Source organism: Streptomyces sp. NBC_00096, assembly GCF_045041305.1.
Taxonomy (GTDB): domain Bacteria; phylum Actinomycetota; class Actinomycetes; order Streptomycetales; family Streptomycetaceae; genus Streptomyces.
In genome coordinates this window covers 809,247-823,216 of record NZ_CP108221.1, presented here as the reverse complement: position 1 = coordinate 823,216, position 13,970 = coordinate 809,247, and the positions used below count along the sequence as shown (strand labels likewise).

The window sequence follows — 13,970 nt, the reverse complement described above, 5'->3', positions numbered from 1 at the left end:
TGCGGGGGCCCCTGGGGGCTCCTCGGGGTCGCGTACGGGCTGCGGGGGCGTCGTCGCGCGGGACGCGGGCGGTGCGGAGGGGCTGTACGCGGTACGTGGAGCGGCCGCGGGCCCGGTGGGGGGTCCGTTCGAAGATGGCCGCGGGCCCGGTCGGGGTCCGTTCGGAGGCGGCCTCGTCAGGGTCGGGGCCCGTCACGGGGGGCGCCGGCTGCCAGGCTGGCAGGATCCCATCGGTCGGGGTCACCGGCGCCGCTGTCACGGGGGCCGCCGGCCGCCCAGGATGGAGCCATGACGAACAAGATCGAGATCGCCGCGAACAGTGCCCTCCTGGTCATCGACGTACAGAAGGGCTTCGACGACGCCGCCTTCTGGGGGCCGCGCAACAACCCGGCCGCCGAGGCCAACATCGCCGAACTGATGGACGCCTGGCAGGAATCGGGCCGCCCGCTGGTGCTCGTCCAGCACGCCTCCCGACCCGGCGGAGCCCTCGCGCCGGACCTGCCCGGGTACGCCCTCAAGGACTTCGTCGCCGAGCGCGCGGAGCAGGCCGCCCTGCACGTCGTGAAATCGGTGAACTCCTCCTTCTACGGCACCCCCGACCTGGCCGACTGGCTCACCGCGCAGGGCATCGGGCAGCTCGTCGTGGCCGGGATCCAGACCAACATGTGCGTGGAGACCACGGCCCGGATGGCGGGGAACCTCGGCTACGACGTCCTCGTGCCGCTCGACGCCACGCACACCTTCGACCTGGCCGCCGGACCCGGCCCGGACGCCCCGCGGCTGACGGCCGACCAGCTCGCCACCGCCACCGCCGTCAACCTGCAGGGCGGCGGCTTCGCCCGGATCGTCACCACCGCTCAGCTCGTCGAAGAGGTCCGCGTCCGGGCCGACGCGTAGCCGGGTGCGCCCGCCGGGCTGCCACGGGCACGCCGCGCGAACGCCGCCGGCCCGGCCCCCGGTGAAGGGGCCGGGCCGGCGGGTGGTGCGGGGCTGCGGTCAGAGGACGTCGGCCGCGATGTTCTGCGCCACCCGCTCCAGCAGCGGGCCCGCGTTCGGGATGCTCACCGCCGGGTCCGGCTCGATGTCCGTGAGCGGGTAGGCACGCTGGATGCCCGCCGCCTGGAGGGCCTCCGGCGTGAGCAGCAGCCGGCCGCAGACCGCGACGACCGGCTTGCCCGCCGCACGGGCCGCCGCCGCGACACCGGCCGGAGCCTTGCCGTGGAGGGTCTGCTCGTCCAGCGAGCCCTCGCCCGTGATGACCAGCGTCGCCCGCTCCAGGGCGGGCGCGAAGCCGAGCACCTCCAGCATCAGCTCGATGCCGGGGCGGAACGAGGCTCCGAGCAGCAGGGCCCCGTAGCCGATGCCGCCCGCGCCGCCCGCACCGGGCGAGAGCGCGGCCTCGGCGGCCAGGGAGCCGATCGACTTCTCCAGTACCACCGCGAAGTGCGCCAGCGCCGCGTCCAGCGTCGCCACGTCCTCGGGCGACGCCCCCTTCTGCGGGCCGTAGACCGCCGGAGCGCCCTTCGGACCCGTCAGCGGGTTGTCCACGTCGCTCGCCAGGACGAAGTCGATCTCCTTGATGCGGGGGTCGATTCCCGACAGGTCGGCCGAGGCCAGCCCGGCCAGCGCGCCGCCGCCCGGACCGACGGGTTCACCGTTCGCATCCAGGAACACCGCGCCCAGCGCGGCCAGCATGCCCGCACCGCCGTCGGTGGTGGCACTGCCGCCCACGCCGAAGACGATCGAGCGCGCTCCCGCGTCGAGTGCGGCCTTCAGCAGTTCGCCGGAGCCGTAGGTGGTCGCCGTCAGAGGGGCGAAGACCCCCGCCGGCAGCAGCTGGAGCCCGGAGGCCTCCGCCATCTCGACCACCGCGGTGCCCTCGCGCAGCGCGAAAGCGGCCGTGACCTGGTCGCCGAGCGGTCCGGTGACCCGTACCTCCCGGCGTTCGAAACCGGCCGCCACGGCGGCCGCGACCGTACCGTCGCCGCCGTCCGCGACGGGGAGGGTCTCGATCTCCACGCCCGGTACGGCCTTGCGAAGGCCGGCCGTCACCCGCTCAGCGACCTGAACGGCCGTGAGCGAGCCCTTGAATTTGTCCGCGGCGATGAGCACGCGCGCGGTCTCAGTTACTGCTCCGTCCGTCACCTTGCTAATCCCTTGCTATCGAACAGTGCAGTCGCGCCGTCCATGAGCCTATCCGGAGGATCCTCCTATGCCCATGGGTGGCCTGGGCCACACCCGGCGCGGCATGCCCCTAAATAGGTATATACACCTGCATAGTGTGGCCGCATGAGCACGGATTCACTGGAACAGCCACGTCCGGAATCCCCAGGTGGGGGCTCCGAAGGACCCGGCGGCGGCACTCCCGGCGCCACTCCCGACGGCACCCCCGACCTCACCGTCGTCACCGTCGGGGTGATCGCGGTCCTGGCCGTCGTCGCCTGGGCGGCGCTGGGCAAGAGCTCCTTCGATTCCGCGTCGGGCACCGCTCTGGCCTGGGTCCTGAACAACTTCGCGTGGCTGTTCGTGATCGCCGCCGACGTGTTCCTCGTCATGTGCGTCGTGCTCGCGATCAGCCGCTTCGGCCGGATCCGCCTCGGCAAGGACGACTCTGAGCCGGAGTTCACCAACCTCGCGTGGATCGCGATGATGTTCAGCGCGGGCATGGGGATCGGCCTGATGTTCTACGGGGTGGGGGAGCCGCTCACCCACTACCTGAACCCGCCCCCCGCCTCCGGCGCCGCCCCCGGCACCGGGGACGCCGCCCGGGCCGCCATGGACTACTCCTTCTTCCACTGGACCCTCACCCCCTGGGCGATCTACGGCATCGCGGGCCTCGCCCTCGCCTACGCGACCTTCCGCAAGGGCCGCGGCAACCGCCTGAGCTCCGCCTTCGTCCCCCTCATCGGCGAGGAGCGGGCCAACGGATGGCCCGGCAAGGCCATCGACCTGCTCGCGGTCTTCGCGACCGTCTTCGGCACCGCCACCAGCCTGGGCCTCGGCGCGCTCCAGGTGGCCAAGGGACTCAACATCACCACCGGGGTCGAGGACTCGACGACCCTCGAGCTGATCATCATCGGGTCCCTCTCCGCCGCCTTCGTGCTCTCCGCCTTCTCCGGCCTGCACAAGGGCGTCAAATGGCTCAGCACGATCAACATCGTGCTCGCCGCGTCCCTGATGCTCTTCGTCTTCGTCCTCGGCCCGACCGTCTACGTCCTCGACGTGATCCCGGCGAGCGTCGGCAGCTACCTGCACGACCTGCTTCCCATGGCCACCCGTACCGGCGCCTTCACCGACAGCGCGTGGCTCGGCGCGTGGACGATCTTCTACTGGGCGTGGTGGCTCTCCTGGGCGCCGTTCGTCGGTACCTTCATCGCCCGCATCTCGCGCGGCCGCACGATCCGCGAGTTCCTCGTCGGCGTGCTGCTGGTGCCCAGTGGCGCCACCGTCGTCTGGTTCTGCGTCATGGGCGGCACCGCGATCCGGCTCGACTCCACCGGCGCCGCCGACATGGCCGCCAAGCTCAAGGAAGGCACCGAGGCCTCCCTCTTCGCGATGCTCGACGCGCTTCCGCTGGGGACGGTCACCTCGTGGATCGCGATGGCCCTGGTGATGACGTACTTCGTCACCAGCGCCGACTCCGCCTCCCTCGTGATGGGCTCGCTCACCAGCCGCGGCGCCCTGCATCCGCCGACCTGGCTCGTCGTCACCTGGGGCGTGCTGATGGCCGCGGTGGCCGCCGTACTCCTCGTCGCGGGCGGCCTGAAGTCCCTCCAGACGGCCACCATCCTGGTCGCGCTGCCGTTCGTGATCGTGATGCTGCTGCTCTGCTGGGCCCTGATGAAGGAGCTGCGGGCCGACCCCGGCGCCGGACCCGTCCGTCACCACGCCCTGCACGGAATGCGGGACGCGGTCAAGGCCATGGTCGGCGACGCCATCACCGAACGGGGCCCGGCCCGCCACCCCCGCCTGCGCCGCGTAGCCGAGTCGAGGAACCGCGACCGCGAGGACGGACCGGGCGGCGCGGGCACCCCGGGCACCTGACCCGGCCCACCGGGGCGGGTGGGTAGGGTTGCGGCGTGACCACCACGGATGACTACGCCACCTACATCGAGAGCCTGCCCCGGGTGCTGGCCGGTGCGGCCGCGCTCTACCGGGACGCCGGGGGTCGGGTGCTCCTCGTCGAGCCCAACTACCGCGAGGGCTGGGCCCTGCCGGGCGGCACCGTCGAGTCCGACCAGGGCGAGTCCCCGCGGACGGCCGCCCGGCGCGAGAGCGCCGAGGAGATCGGCATCGACCTGCCGCTCGGCCGGCTGCTCGCCGTCGACTGGTCGCTCGGCGCGGGGCGTCCGCCGCTCGTCGCGTACCTCTACGACGGCGGCGTGCTCGACGCGGCGCAACTCGCCTCGATCAGGCTGCAGGAAGAGGAGCTGATCTCGTGGCGGCTGGTCGAGCCCGCCGAACTGACGGCATATCTGCCCGGCTCGCTCGGCCGGCGCACCCAAGAGGCGTACCGGGTCCTGCAGTCGGGCGAGGGCGCCGCGGAGCTGGAGAACGGGTCCAGGCCGACGGCTGCTTAGCCCGTCCCGCTCGTTATTCCGTGCCTACACCGAGCAGGACAGAATTCAGAAGATGATCAAGATGTACGCCTGGCCCAGCACCGCCGACGGGCCCGACGCCCTGCCCATCGTCCACTTCACCACCGATCAGCAGTCCGGCGGCGAGGTCACCCCCGACGGGGTGCCGGTCTGGATGTTCGACACCGCGATCCACGACGGCGGCTGGGCCCCGTTCACCGACTTCGAGGCCTGGTCCGTCCCGGCCCCCGGCTGGCAGGCCTTCTACCGCCGCGAGGACGACGTCCTCGCCGTCACCGGCCCCGGCTCCTGCGAGGGCTGGTACCAGGGCGGCCTCGGCGCCGACGCGGACTGGGTGGGCGCGGCCGCCGCCCAGCAGAGCGTGGTCCTGCTGGCGGCCCCCGTCCAGCACCCCTCGCTCTACGCCTACGCCGTCGAGGCGGGCGCCGCCTTCGCGCTGCTCGTGCCGCTCGTGGTGATCTAGAGGGGCCGGAGGATCTACGGGGGCCGGAGGATCTACAGGGTCTCCGCTCCCGACTCGAAGGCCAGCAGGCGCACCTTGCGGTCCACGCCGCCGCCGTAGCCGGTCATGGAACCGGAGGCCCCGATCACGCGGTGGCACGGCACGATGATGCTGACCGGGTTCTTCCCGTTGGCCAGGCCCACCGCGCGGGAGGCGTTCGGCTTGCCGAGCCTGGCGGCCAGCTCCCCGTACGACCAGGTCTGCCCGTAGGGGATCCGTACGAGCTGCTCCCACACGCTGCGCTGGAACTCGGTGCCCTCCAGCCGCACCGGCAGGTCGAACGCGGTGAGCTCGCCGGCGAAGTACGCGGTCAGCTGCCGCACCACCTCCGGGAAGGGCTCCTCGCCCGCCGCCACGCGCTCCCCGAAGGCCTCCTCGGCCGGGCGGTGGCGCTGCCCGGTCATGTAGAGGCCGCTGAGGACCCCGTCGGTGGCGACGAGGGTGAGCGGCCCGTAGGGGCTGTCGACGACGGTGTGCCGCTTGGCGGTGCTCGTGCCGGTGCTGGTGCCGCCCGTGGCGGTGCTGCTCGTGTTGCTGCTGCTCATGGTGGTTCGTGCTCCTCGGAAGTCAGGCGGGCAGGACGTTGATCGCGTGGTCCTCGGTGGCCCACAGGTACTGCACGGCGTACGCGCGCCAGGGCCGCCAGCGCGCCGCGCGGGCCGTCAGCGCGGCGGGCGTGGACGGCAGCCCGAGCCCCTTCGCGGCCCGCCGGATCCCCAGGTCGGCGGGGAGGAAGGCGTCCGGGTCGCCCAGCGCCCGCATCGCGATGATCTCGGTGGTCCACGGGCCGAACCCGGGCAGTGCGCCCAGCCGTGCCCGGGCCGACTCCCAGTCGCTGTCCGCGGCGAGCGGCAGCGAACCGTCGGCGAGCGCCGAGACGAGCGTGGTGAGGGTGGTGCGCCGGCTGCGCGGCAGGGCCAGGGACTCCGGATCGAGCCCGGCCAGCGCCCGCGAGGACGGGAAGAGGTGGGTCAGCCCGCCCTCGGGATCGGGGTCGGCCACCGGTTCGCCGTGGGCGCGCACCAGCCGGGCCGCGTGCGTACGGGCCGCGGCGGTGGACACCTGCTGCCCGAGGACCGCCCGTACGGCGAACTCCTCCGCGTCGACGGTCCGCGGCACCCGGCGCCCGGGGGCCTTGTCCACGAGCGGGGCCAGCAGCGGGTCGGCGCGCAGCTGCTCGTCGACGGCCTCGGGATCGGCGTCGAGGTCCAGCAGCCGGCGGCAGCGGCTGATGGCGATGGTGAGGTCGCGCAGATCGGTGAGGGCGAGCCGGCAGCCGATGTGGTCGGGCCGCGGGGTGAGCGCGACGACCCCGGTGCCGTACGGGAGCCGGAGCGTGCGGCGGTACGCGCCCGCCCGCCACTCCTCGACCCCGGGGACGGCCGTCGCGGCGAGGTGGCCGAAGAGGTTGTCGGGGTTGAGCGGGGCGCGGAAGGGGAGCCGCAGGCTGATGGTGCCGGGCACCCGGGCCCGGGCCGCCTCCGCCCCGCTCCGGGCGTGCAGCGGGCCCTTCCCGGCCCTGGTCCGCAGGTCGCTCGGGGCCAGGGCGAAGACCTCGCGGACGGTGTCGTTGAAGGTCCGGATCGAGGAGAACCCGGCGGCGAAGGCGATGTCCCCCATCGGGAGCTCCGAGGTCTCGATCAGCAGCCGGGCGGTCTGCGCGCGCTGGGCCCGGGCGAGGGCGAGCGGTCCGGCGCCGAGCTCGGCGTTGAGCTGGCGCTCCACCTGGCGGGCGGAGTAGCCGAGCCGGGCGGCCAGCCCCGGAACGCCCTCGCGGTCGACGACCCCGTCCTGGATGAGGCGCATGGCGCGGGCGACGGCGTCGGCGCGGGCGTTCCACTCGGGGGAGCCGGGGGAGGTGTCGGGGCGGCACCGCTTGCAGGCCCGGTACCCGCTCTGCTGGCAGGCGGCGGCGCTGGGCAGGAAGGTCATGTTCTCGACCTTGGGCGGCACGGCGGGGCAGCTGGGCCGGCAGTAGATTCCCGTGGTCCTGACGGCGGTGAAGAACCAGCCGTCGAAGCGGGCGTCCTTGGACTGGACGGCCCGTACGCAGCGCTCCGTGTCGGTGTACATGGCTTCCATCCTCCCGGGCGGGGGGCTCCCGGGCTGGCGGTTTTCCGACACCAAGTTTACCGGGGCGCCCCCTGCTTCCCCGGTCCCTGGGGCTCCGCCCGCAGGTGCGCGCAGCGGCAATTCCAGCCCCTCCGGCGTTTGAGGAGCGGGGGTCCGGGGGCTGGCCCCCGGGAACGGTGCCGCACCCGGCAACGGTTTGGGCCCCCGGCCGTCGTCAGGCGGTCCGCGTACGCGGAGAGGGCCCCCGGTCGCCTCGTGGCGGCCGGGGGCCCTCTCGTGTGCGTACAGCCGGGTTACGGGGCCTGCGTGGCCCTCGCCTCGCGGCGGTTGTGGCGGAACGTGTTCGCCCGACGGGTCGTCGCGAACAGCGGGATGGTCGCCGCCAGAGCGATCTGCAGCGCGCAGCCGGTCTGGAGCAGCAGCCCACCGCCCGGCGCGTCGAACGCCCACGCCGCCAGCAGACCCATCGCCGCGACGATCCAGCTCAGCATCGCCACCGCGAGGACGCCCCGCGGCTTGGGGTACTCGACCCGGCTCACCATCAGCCAGGCCACCCCGACGATCGCCATCAGCGTCGGAATGAACGGCAGCTCCAGCAGCACGATCGAGACGACCGTGAGCGCGCCGAAGGGGCTCGGCATGCCCTGGAACATGCCGTCCTTCATCGCCACGCAGCTGAATCTGGCCAGGCGCAGTACGACCGCCAGCAGCACCACGATCGCCGCCAGCGCCGACATCTTCTGCACCGCGTCGTCGGCGACCATGCCCCAGACGAGGACGAAGTACGCGGGCGCGAGGCCGAAGCTGATCAGGTCGGACAGGTTGTCCAGCTCCGCGCCCATCGGCGAGCTGCGCAGCTTGCGGGCCACGATGCCGTCGAAGAGGTCGAAGACCGCGGCGAGCAGCATCAGTATCACGGCCGTCGCGGCGCTGCTGCGGGCCATGCCCGACTCGCCGCTGCCGGTCAGGTGCGGGATGAGGATCCCGGTGGTGGTGAAGTACACCGCCATGAATCCGCACGTCGCGTTGCCGAGGGTGAGGGTGTCCGCTATCGACAGCCGCAGTGACAGCGGCATGTCGTCCTCGGCGGACTCCTCCTCGGAGGCCTCGGGCACCCATCCCGACGACGGGTTCGCCGGAGTCTCAGGGTCAGTCACGGTCAATTCGGGTCACCCCCGCGGTGGTGGCCTGGCCGACCTCGACCGCGACCTCGACGCCCTCGGGGAGGTAGATGTCGACGCGCGAGCCGAAGCGGATCAGACCGATGCGTTCGCCCTGCTCCACCTTGGTGCCGGCCGGCAGGTACGGGACGATCCGGCGGGCGACGGCGCCGGCGATCTGCACCATCTCGATGTCGCCGAGCTCGGTGTCGAAGTGCCAGACAACGCGCTCGTTGTTCTCGCTCTCCTTGTTGAACGCCGGAACGAATCCACCGGGGACGTGCTCCACGGACGTCACCGTGCCCGCGAGGGGCGCGCGGTTGACGTGGACGTTCAGCGGGCTCATGAAGATCGCGACCCGGGTCCGTCCGTCCTTCCACGGCATGATGCTCTGCACCACACCGTCGGCGGGGGAGATGACCCGGCCCTGCGTGATCTCACGCTCGGGGTCGCGGAAGAACCACAGCATGCCCGCCGCGAGCGCGGTGGTGGGCACGGCCACTGCCGCCCAGCGTCCGGACTTCCGGGCCCGGGTGAGGCTGAGAGCGGCGGTGGCGACGGTCGGCAGAAGCCACGGCGATGCTCCGCGCGCGAGGCGTCCACCGAGGAGGCCGACGCGAGGTGCAGAGGTTTGGCTGTGGGGCATGGATGACCTTCGTAGCGGGTGATGCCGCGCCGCAAACGGGGGGACGGGACGGCGGCTTTACTGGAATGCTATCGGTTGCGCACAACAACTGGGCAAGCCAGAAGCCGAGTCGATGACCACACGCCAGTGACTGGTAGTGACCCTCTCGCGGAAAATCACTGGATGATTTACCGCAAAAGGGACTTTCAGCCCTGGAGTCGGTACTCCTCGAGCAGGCGTCGCCCGATGATCATTTTCTGGATCTCGGCGGTACCTTCACCGATGAGCAGCATCGGCGCCTCCCGGTAGAGACGCTCGATCTCGTACTCCTTGGAGAAGCCGTAGCCACCGTGGATACGGAACGCGTCCTCCACCACCTCCTTGCAGTACTCGGAGGCGAGGTACTTCGCCATCCCTGCTTCGAGGTCGTTTCGTTCCCCGGAGTCCTTTTTGCGTGCTGCATTGACCATCATCGCATGGGCGGCTTCGACCTTGGTAGCCATCTCGGCCAGCTTGAACTGGATCGCCTGGTGCTCGGCGATGGCCTTCCCGAAAGTGTGACGTTGCTGGGCATATGAGACACCCAGCTCGAATGCACGCTGTGCGACGCCGCAGCCACGGGCCGCCACGTTGACGCGGCCGACCTCGACCCCGTCCATCATTTGGTAAAACCCTCGGCCGGTCTCGCCGCCCAGGACCCGATTGGCCGGAATGCGTAGTCCGTCCATGATGAGCTCGGTGGTGTCGACCCCCTTGTAGCCCATCTTGTCGATCTTGCCGGGAATGGTCAGGCCCGGCCGGACCTCACCGAAGCCGGCCTCCTTCTCCACCAGGAAGGTCGTCATCGACTTGTGGGGGGCGGTGCCCTCCGGGTGTCCTTCGTCACTGCGCACCAGGACGGCCACCAGCGTGGACGTGCCGCCGTTCGTCAGCCACATCTTCTGGCCGTTCAGGACGTACTCGTCGCCGTCCTTCACCGCCTTGGACGTGATGGCCGACACGTCGGAGCCCAGCCCCGGCTCGGACATCGAGAACGCGCCGCGCACCTCGCCCAGCGCCATGCGCGGGAGGAAGTACTCCTTCTGCTCCTGCGTGCCGTGCTGCTTGAGCATGTACGCCACGATGAAGTGCGTGTTGATGATGCCCGAGACGGACATCCAGCCGCGCGCGATCTCCTCTACGCACAGCGCGTAGGTGAGCAGCGACTCACCCAGGCCGCCGTACTCCTCGGGGATCATCAGGCCGAACAGGCCGAGTTCCTTGAGACCGTCGACGATCGCCTGCGGGTACTCGTCCCGGTGCTCCAGCTCGGTCGCGACCGGGATGATCTCCTTGTCGACGAACTCCCGGACGGTCTTGAGGATGTCCCTCTGGTCGTCCGTCAGGCCGGCGGTCTGGGCAAGTCGGCTCATGGTTCTACTTCCCCTGTTCCTTCAGCGTGGGGCGGCCGGGCTGCTCGCCGCCGCGCTCCTTGATGTACGTCTCGGTCGGGACCATCACCTTGCGCCGGAAGACGCAGACGAGGGTGCCGTCCTGCTTGTAGCCCTTGGTCTCCACGTAGACGATGCCGCGGTCGTTCTTCGACTTCGACGGGGTCTTGTCGAGGACCGTGGTCTCGCCGTAGATCGTGTCCCCGTGGAAGGTCGGCGCCACGTGGCGCAGCGACTCGATCTCCAGGTTGGCGATCGCCTTGCCGGAGACGTCCGGTACGGACATGCCCAGCAGCAGCGAGTAGATGTAGTTGCCCACGACGACGTTCTTGCCGAAGTCGGTCGTGTTCTCCGCGTAGTTGCTGTCCATGTGGAGCGGGTGGTGGTTCATGGTCAGCAGGCAGAAGAGGTGGTCGTCGTACTCGGTGACCGTCTTTCCGGGCCAGTGCTTGTAGACCGCGCCGATCTCGAACTCTTCGTAGGTGCGTCCGAACTGCATGCTGATCAGCCTTCCGGGATCTCGAACTTGGTGGTGCGCTGCATGCCCGCGGCGCGGCCCTTGCCCGAGATGACCAGCGCCATCTTGCGGCTGGCCTCGTCGATCATCTCGTCGCCGAGCATCGCCGAGCCCTTCTTGCCGCCGGCCTCCGAGGTGCACCAGTCGTACGCGTCGAGGATCAGCTCTGCGTGGTCGTAGTCCTCCTGCGAGGGGGAGAAGACCTCGTTGGCCGCGTCGACCTGGCCGGGGTGCAGCACCCACTTGCCGTCGAAGCCCAGGGCCGCCGCGCGCCCGGCGACCTCGCGGTAGCCGTCGACGTTCTTGATCTGGAGGAAGGGGCCGTCGATCGCCTGGAGGTCGTGCATACGGGCCGCCATCAGGATCCGCATCAGGATGTAGTGGTAGGCGTCCGCGCCGTAGCCGGGCGGCTGCATGCCCACGACCAGGGACTTCATGTTGATCGAGGCCATGAAGTCGGCCGGCCCGAAGATGATGGTCTCCAGTCGCGGGGAGGCGCCGGCGATCTCGTCGACGTTGACCAGGCCCTTGGCGTTCTCGATCTGCGCCTCGATGCCGATCTTGCCGACCTCGAAGCCCATGGTCTTCTCGATCTGCGTCAGGAGCAGGTCGAGCGCGACGACCTGCTGGGCGTCCTGGACCTTCGGCAGCATGATGCAGTCGAGGTTCTGGCCGGCGCCCTCGACGACCGTGATCACGTCGCGGTACGTCCAGTGCGTGGTCCAGTCGTTGACGCGCACCACCCGGGTCTTGCCGGTCCAGTCGCCGTTGTTCAGCGCGTCCACGATGGTGTGGCGGGCGCCCTCCTTGGCGAGCGGCGCGCAGGCGTCCTCCAGGTCGAGGAAGACCTGGTCGGCCGGCAGGCCCTGGGCCTTCTCCAGGAACCGGGGGTTGGAACCCGGCACCGCGAGACAGGAGCGGCGCGGCCGCAGCCGGTTGACCGGGGAAGAGGGCGTGGTCATGCGGGGACCTCCGTGCTTGCAGCGATTTCGGTGGAAACGGTCGTGTCTTCGGCGTCGCCGATCGGGTGGAGCTTGTTCGCCTTGCGGATCTCGTCGACGATACGGCCGATGATCTCCGTGATGCCGAAGTCCTTCGGGGTGAAGACCGCGGCCACCCCGGCCGCCTTCAGCGCCACGGCGTCGGCATTGGGAATGATGCCTCCGAGGACGACGGGGATGTCACCCGCCCCCGCCGCGCGCAGCCGTTCCAGTACGTCGGGGACGAGCGCGCTGTGCGATCCGGACAGGATGGACAGTCCGACGCAGTGCACGTCCTCGGCCAGCGCCGCCGAGGAGATCTCCTCGGGGGTCAGCCGGATCCCCTGGTAGACCACCTCGAAGCCGGCGTCGCGGGCCCGCACGGCGATCTGTTCGGCGCCGTTGGAGTGTCCGTCCAGGCCGGGCTTGCCGACCAGCAGGCGCAGCCGGCCGGAGCCCAGCTCGTCGGCGGTGCGGGAGACCTTCGCGCGGACGAGGGCCATGGGGGTCCCCTCCTCGGCGGTCACGGCCACCGGGGCCGAGGAGACCCCGGTCGGGGCCCGGAACTCGCCGAACACCTCGCGCAGGGCGTTGGACCACTCGCCGGTGGTGACACCCGCGCGGGCGCACTCCAGGGTGGCCTCCATCAGGTTCTCGTCGCCCGCGGCGGCCTCCTTCAGCCGGTCCAGGGCCTGCATGACCGTCGGGAAGACGAACGGGTCGCTGCCGCCCTGCCGGTCCGAGGACTCCTGCCGCTCGGCCCGCCAGCGGCCGATCCGCTCCACGGTCAGCGCCTCGACCGCCGCGTCCACCGTCATGATGGCGCCGTCCAGGTCGGAGGTGAGCGGGTTCTCCTCCGTCTGCTGGAAGCAGTTGACGCCGACGATCTTGTCCTCGCCGGCCTCGATCCGGGCCCGCCGCTCGGCGTGCGAGGAGACCAGCTCGCCCTTCAGGTACCCGGATTCGACGGCCGCCATCGCGCCGCCCATCTCCTGGATCCGGTCGATCTCGGCCAGGCACTCGGCCACCAGGGAGTCGACCTTGGCCTCGACGACGTGCGAGCCGGCGAAGATGTCCTCGTACTCCAGCAGGTCGCTCTCGAGCGCGAGGACCTGCTGGATGCGCAGCGACCACTGCTGGTCCCAGGGCCGGGGCAGGCCCAGCGCCTCGTTCCAGGCCGGCAACTGCACGGCGCGGGCGCGGGCGTCCTTGGAGAGGGTGACCGCGAGCATCTCCAGCACGATGCGCTGGACGTTGTTCTCCGGCTGCGCCTCGGTCAGACCCAGGGAGTTGACCTGGACGCCGTACCGGAAGCGGCGCTGCTTCTCGTTCTCGATGCCGTAGCGCTCGCGGGTCACCTTGTCCCAGATGCGGCCGAAGGCGCGCATCTTGCACATCTCCTCGATGAAGCGGACGCCCGCGTTCACGAAGAAGGAGATCCGGGCGACGACCTCGCCGAACCGTTCCTCGGGCACCTGGCCCGAGTCGCGGACCGAGTCCAGGACCGCGATGGCCGTGGACATCGCGTACGAGATCTCCTGGACGGGCGTGGCCCCGGCCTCCTGCAGGTGGTAGCTGCAGATGTTGATCGGGTTCCACTTGGGGATGTGGTTGACCGTGTACGCGATCATGTCCGTCGTCAGGCGGAGCGAGGGCCCGGGCGGGAAGACGTGCGTCCCGCGCGAGAGGTACTCCTTGACGATGTCGTTCTGGGTGGTGCCCTGGAGCTGGGCGATGTCCGCGCCCTGCTCCTCGGCGGCCACCTGGTAGAGCGCCAGCAGCCACATGGCGGTGGCGTTGATCGTCATCGAGGTGTTCATCTGCTCCAGGGGGATGTCCTGGAACAGCCGCCGCATGTCGCCCAGGTGGGAGACCGGGACCCCGACCCGGCCCACCTCGCCGCGGGCGAGGATGTGGTCGGGGTCGTAGCCGGTCTGCGTCGGCAGGTCGAACGCGACCGACAGGCCGGTCTGGCCCTTGGCGAGGTTGCGGCGGTACAGCTCGTTGGACGCCTCGGCCGTGGAGTGGCCGGCGTACGTCCGCATGAGCCACGGACGGTCCTTCTGGCGCTCTGTCATCTCAGGC

General features: G+C 70.8%; 13 protein-coding genes. 4 read left to right on the top strand and 9 right to left on the bottom strand.

What is annotated here, in order from left to right; all coding sequences use genetic code 11:
* Positions 1–288 precede the first annotated feature (288 nt).
* Positions 289–897 carry a cysteine hydrolase family protein gene (locus OG904_RS03700; protein WP_405487303.1) on the top strand — a complete coding sequence of 203 codons (609 nt, stop codon included), beginning with the start codon at positions 289–291 and terminating at the stop codon, positions 895–897.
* 99 nt (positions 898–996) lie between these two features.
* On the opposite strand, the gene OG904_RS03695 is transcribed toward OG904_RS03700, so the two are convergent.
* Complete coding sequence (locus tag OG904_RS03695) at positions 997–2,145, bottom strand: glycerate kinase (RefSeq protein ID WP_405487301.1); 1,149 nt, start codon at positions 2,143–2,145, stop codon at positions 997–999.
* 144 nt (positions 2,146–2,289) lie between these two features.
* Between OG904_RS03695 and OG904_RS03690 the strand changes: the two genes are divergently transcribed.
* The 3 genes from OG904_RS03690 to OG904_RS03680 are packed head-to-tail and all read left to right on the top strand — an operon-like array spanning position 2,290 to position 5,061.
* Positions 2,290–4,044: a BCCT family transporter gene (locus tag OG904_RS03690; protein ID WP_405487299.1), complete on the top strand. Its 1,755-nt coding sequence runs from the start codon at positions 2,290–2,292 to the stop codon at positions 4,042–4,044.
* A gap of 35 nt (positions 4,045–4,079) precedes the next feature.
* Entirely contained in the window at positions 4,080–4,580 is a 501-nt protein-coding gene (locus OG904_RS03685) for an NUDIX domain-containing protein (protein ID WP_405487297.1), read from the top strand.
* Positions 4,581–4,632: 52 nt separating this feature from the next.
* Positions 4,633–5,061 carry a hypothetical protein gene (locus OG904_RS03680; RefSeq protein WP_405487295.1) on the top strand — a complete coding sequence of 143 codons (429 nt, stop codon included), beginning with the start codon at positions 4,633–4,635 and terminating at the stop codon, positions 5,059–5,061.
* 32 nt (positions 5,062–5,093) lie between these two features.
* Here the strand turns inward: OG904_RS03680 and OG904_RS03675 are convergent, their stop codons facing one another.
* The 8 genes from OG904_RS03675 to OG904_RS03640 all read right to left on the bottom strand — a co-directional run bounded on the left by OG904_RS03675 (position 5,094) and on the right by OG904_RS03640 (position 13,963).
* Positions 5,094–5,645 carry a methylated-DNA--[protein]-cysteine S-methyltransferase gene (locus OG904_RS03675; protein WP_405487293.1) on the bottom strand — a complete coding sequence of 184 codons (552 nt, stop codon included), beginning with the start codon at positions 5,643–5,645 and terminating at the stop codon, positions 5,094–5,096.
* 22 nt (positions 5,646–5,667) lie between these two features.
* Positions 5,668–7,173 carry an AlkA N-terminal domain-containing protein gene (locus OG904_RS03670; RefSeq protein ID WP_405487291.1) on the bottom strand — a complete coding sequence of 502 codons (1,506 nt, stop codon included), beginning with the start codon at positions 7,171–7,173 and terminating at the stop codon, positions 5,668–5,670.
* 293 nt (positions 7,174–7,466) lie between these two features.
* A complete protein-coding gene (pssA, locus tag OG904_RS03665) occupies positions 7,467–8,288 on the bottom strand; it encodes a CDP-diacylglycerol--serine O-phosphatidyltransferase (RefSeq protein WP_405497748.1) in 822 nt (273 codons plus the stop codon).
* A gap of 34 nt (positions 8,289–8,322) precedes the next feature.
* Positions 8,323–8,979 (bottom strand): phosphatidylserine decarboxylase, encoded by a 657-nt coding sequence (locus OG904_RS03660; protein ID WP_328301641.1) that lies wholly within the window; start codon positions 8,977–8,979, stop codon positions 8,323–8,325.
* A gap of 185 nt (positions 8,980–9,164) precedes the next feature.
* On the bottom strand, positions 9,165–10,370 hold the full coding sequence (locus OG904_RS03655) for an acyl-CoA dehydrogenase family protein (protein ID WP_243341650.1): 1,206 nt from the start codon (positions 10,368–10,370) through the stop codon (positions 9,165–9,167).
* A gap of 4 nt (positions 10,371–10,374) precedes the next feature.
* Complete coding sequence (locus OG904_RS03650) at positions 10,375–10,887, bottom strand: MaoC family dehydratase (protein ID WP_053681718.1); 513 nt, start codon at positions 10,885–10,887, stop codon at positions 10,375–10,377.
* 5 nt (positions 10,888–10,892) lie between these two features.
* Complete coding sequence (locus tag OG904_RS03645; RefSeq protein WP_405487288.1) at positions 10,893–11,867, bottom strand: HpcH/HpaI aldolase/citrate lyase family protein; 975 nt, start codon at positions 11,865–11,867, stop codon at positions 10,893–10,895.
* Positions 11,864–13,963, bottom strand: a complete 2,100-nt coding sequence (locus OG904_RS03640) for a protein meaA (protein ID WP_405487286.1) — start codon at positions 13,961–13,963, stop codon at positions 11,864–11,866. Before OG904_RS03640 ends, OG904_RS03645 begins: the two co-directional genes overlap by 4 nt.
* Between the last annotated feature and the right edge of the window lie 7 nt (positions 13,964–13,970).

Coding starts and splice junctions, on each gene's coding strand:
- OG904_RS03675 (WP_405487293.1), bottom strand. CDS start 5,645: ATGAGCAGCAGCAACACGAGCAGCACCGCCACGGGCGGCACCAGCACC.
- OG904_RS03640 (WP_405487286.1), bottom strand. CDS start 13,963: ATGACAGAGCGCCAGAAGGACCGTCCGTGGCTCATGCGGACGTACGCC.
- OG904_RS03655 (WP_243341650.1), bottom strand. CDS start 10,370: ATGAGCCGACTTGCCCAGACCGCCGGCCTGACGGACGACCAGAGGGAC.
- OG904_RS03700 (WP_405487303.1), top strand. CDS start 289: ATGACGAACAAGATCGAGATCGCCGCGAACAGTGCCCTCCTGGTCATC.
- OG904_RS03660 (WP_328301641.1), bottom strand. CDS start 8,979: ATGCCCCACAGCCAAACCTCTGCACCTCGCGTCGGCCTCCTCGGTGGA.
- OG904_RS03670 (WP_405487291.1), bottom strand. CDS start 7,173: ATGTACACCGACACGGAGCGCTGCGTACGGGCCGTCCAGTCCAAGGAC.
- OG904_RS03645 (WP_405487288.1), bottom strand. CDS start 11,867: ATGACCACGCCCTCTTCCCCGGTCAACCGGCTGCGGCCGCGCCGCTCC.
- OG904_RS03650 (WP_053681718.1), bottom strand. CDS start 10,887: ATGCAGTTCGGACGCACCTACGAAGAGTTCGAGATCGGCGCGGTCTAC.
- OG904_RS03680 (WP_405487295.1), top strand. CDS start 4,633: ATGATCAAGATGTACGCCTGGCCCAGCACCGCCGACGGGCCCGACGCC.
- OG904_RS03690 (WP_405487299.1), top strand. CDS start 2,290: ATGAGCACGGATTCACTGGAACAGCCACGTCCGGAATCCCCAGGTGGG.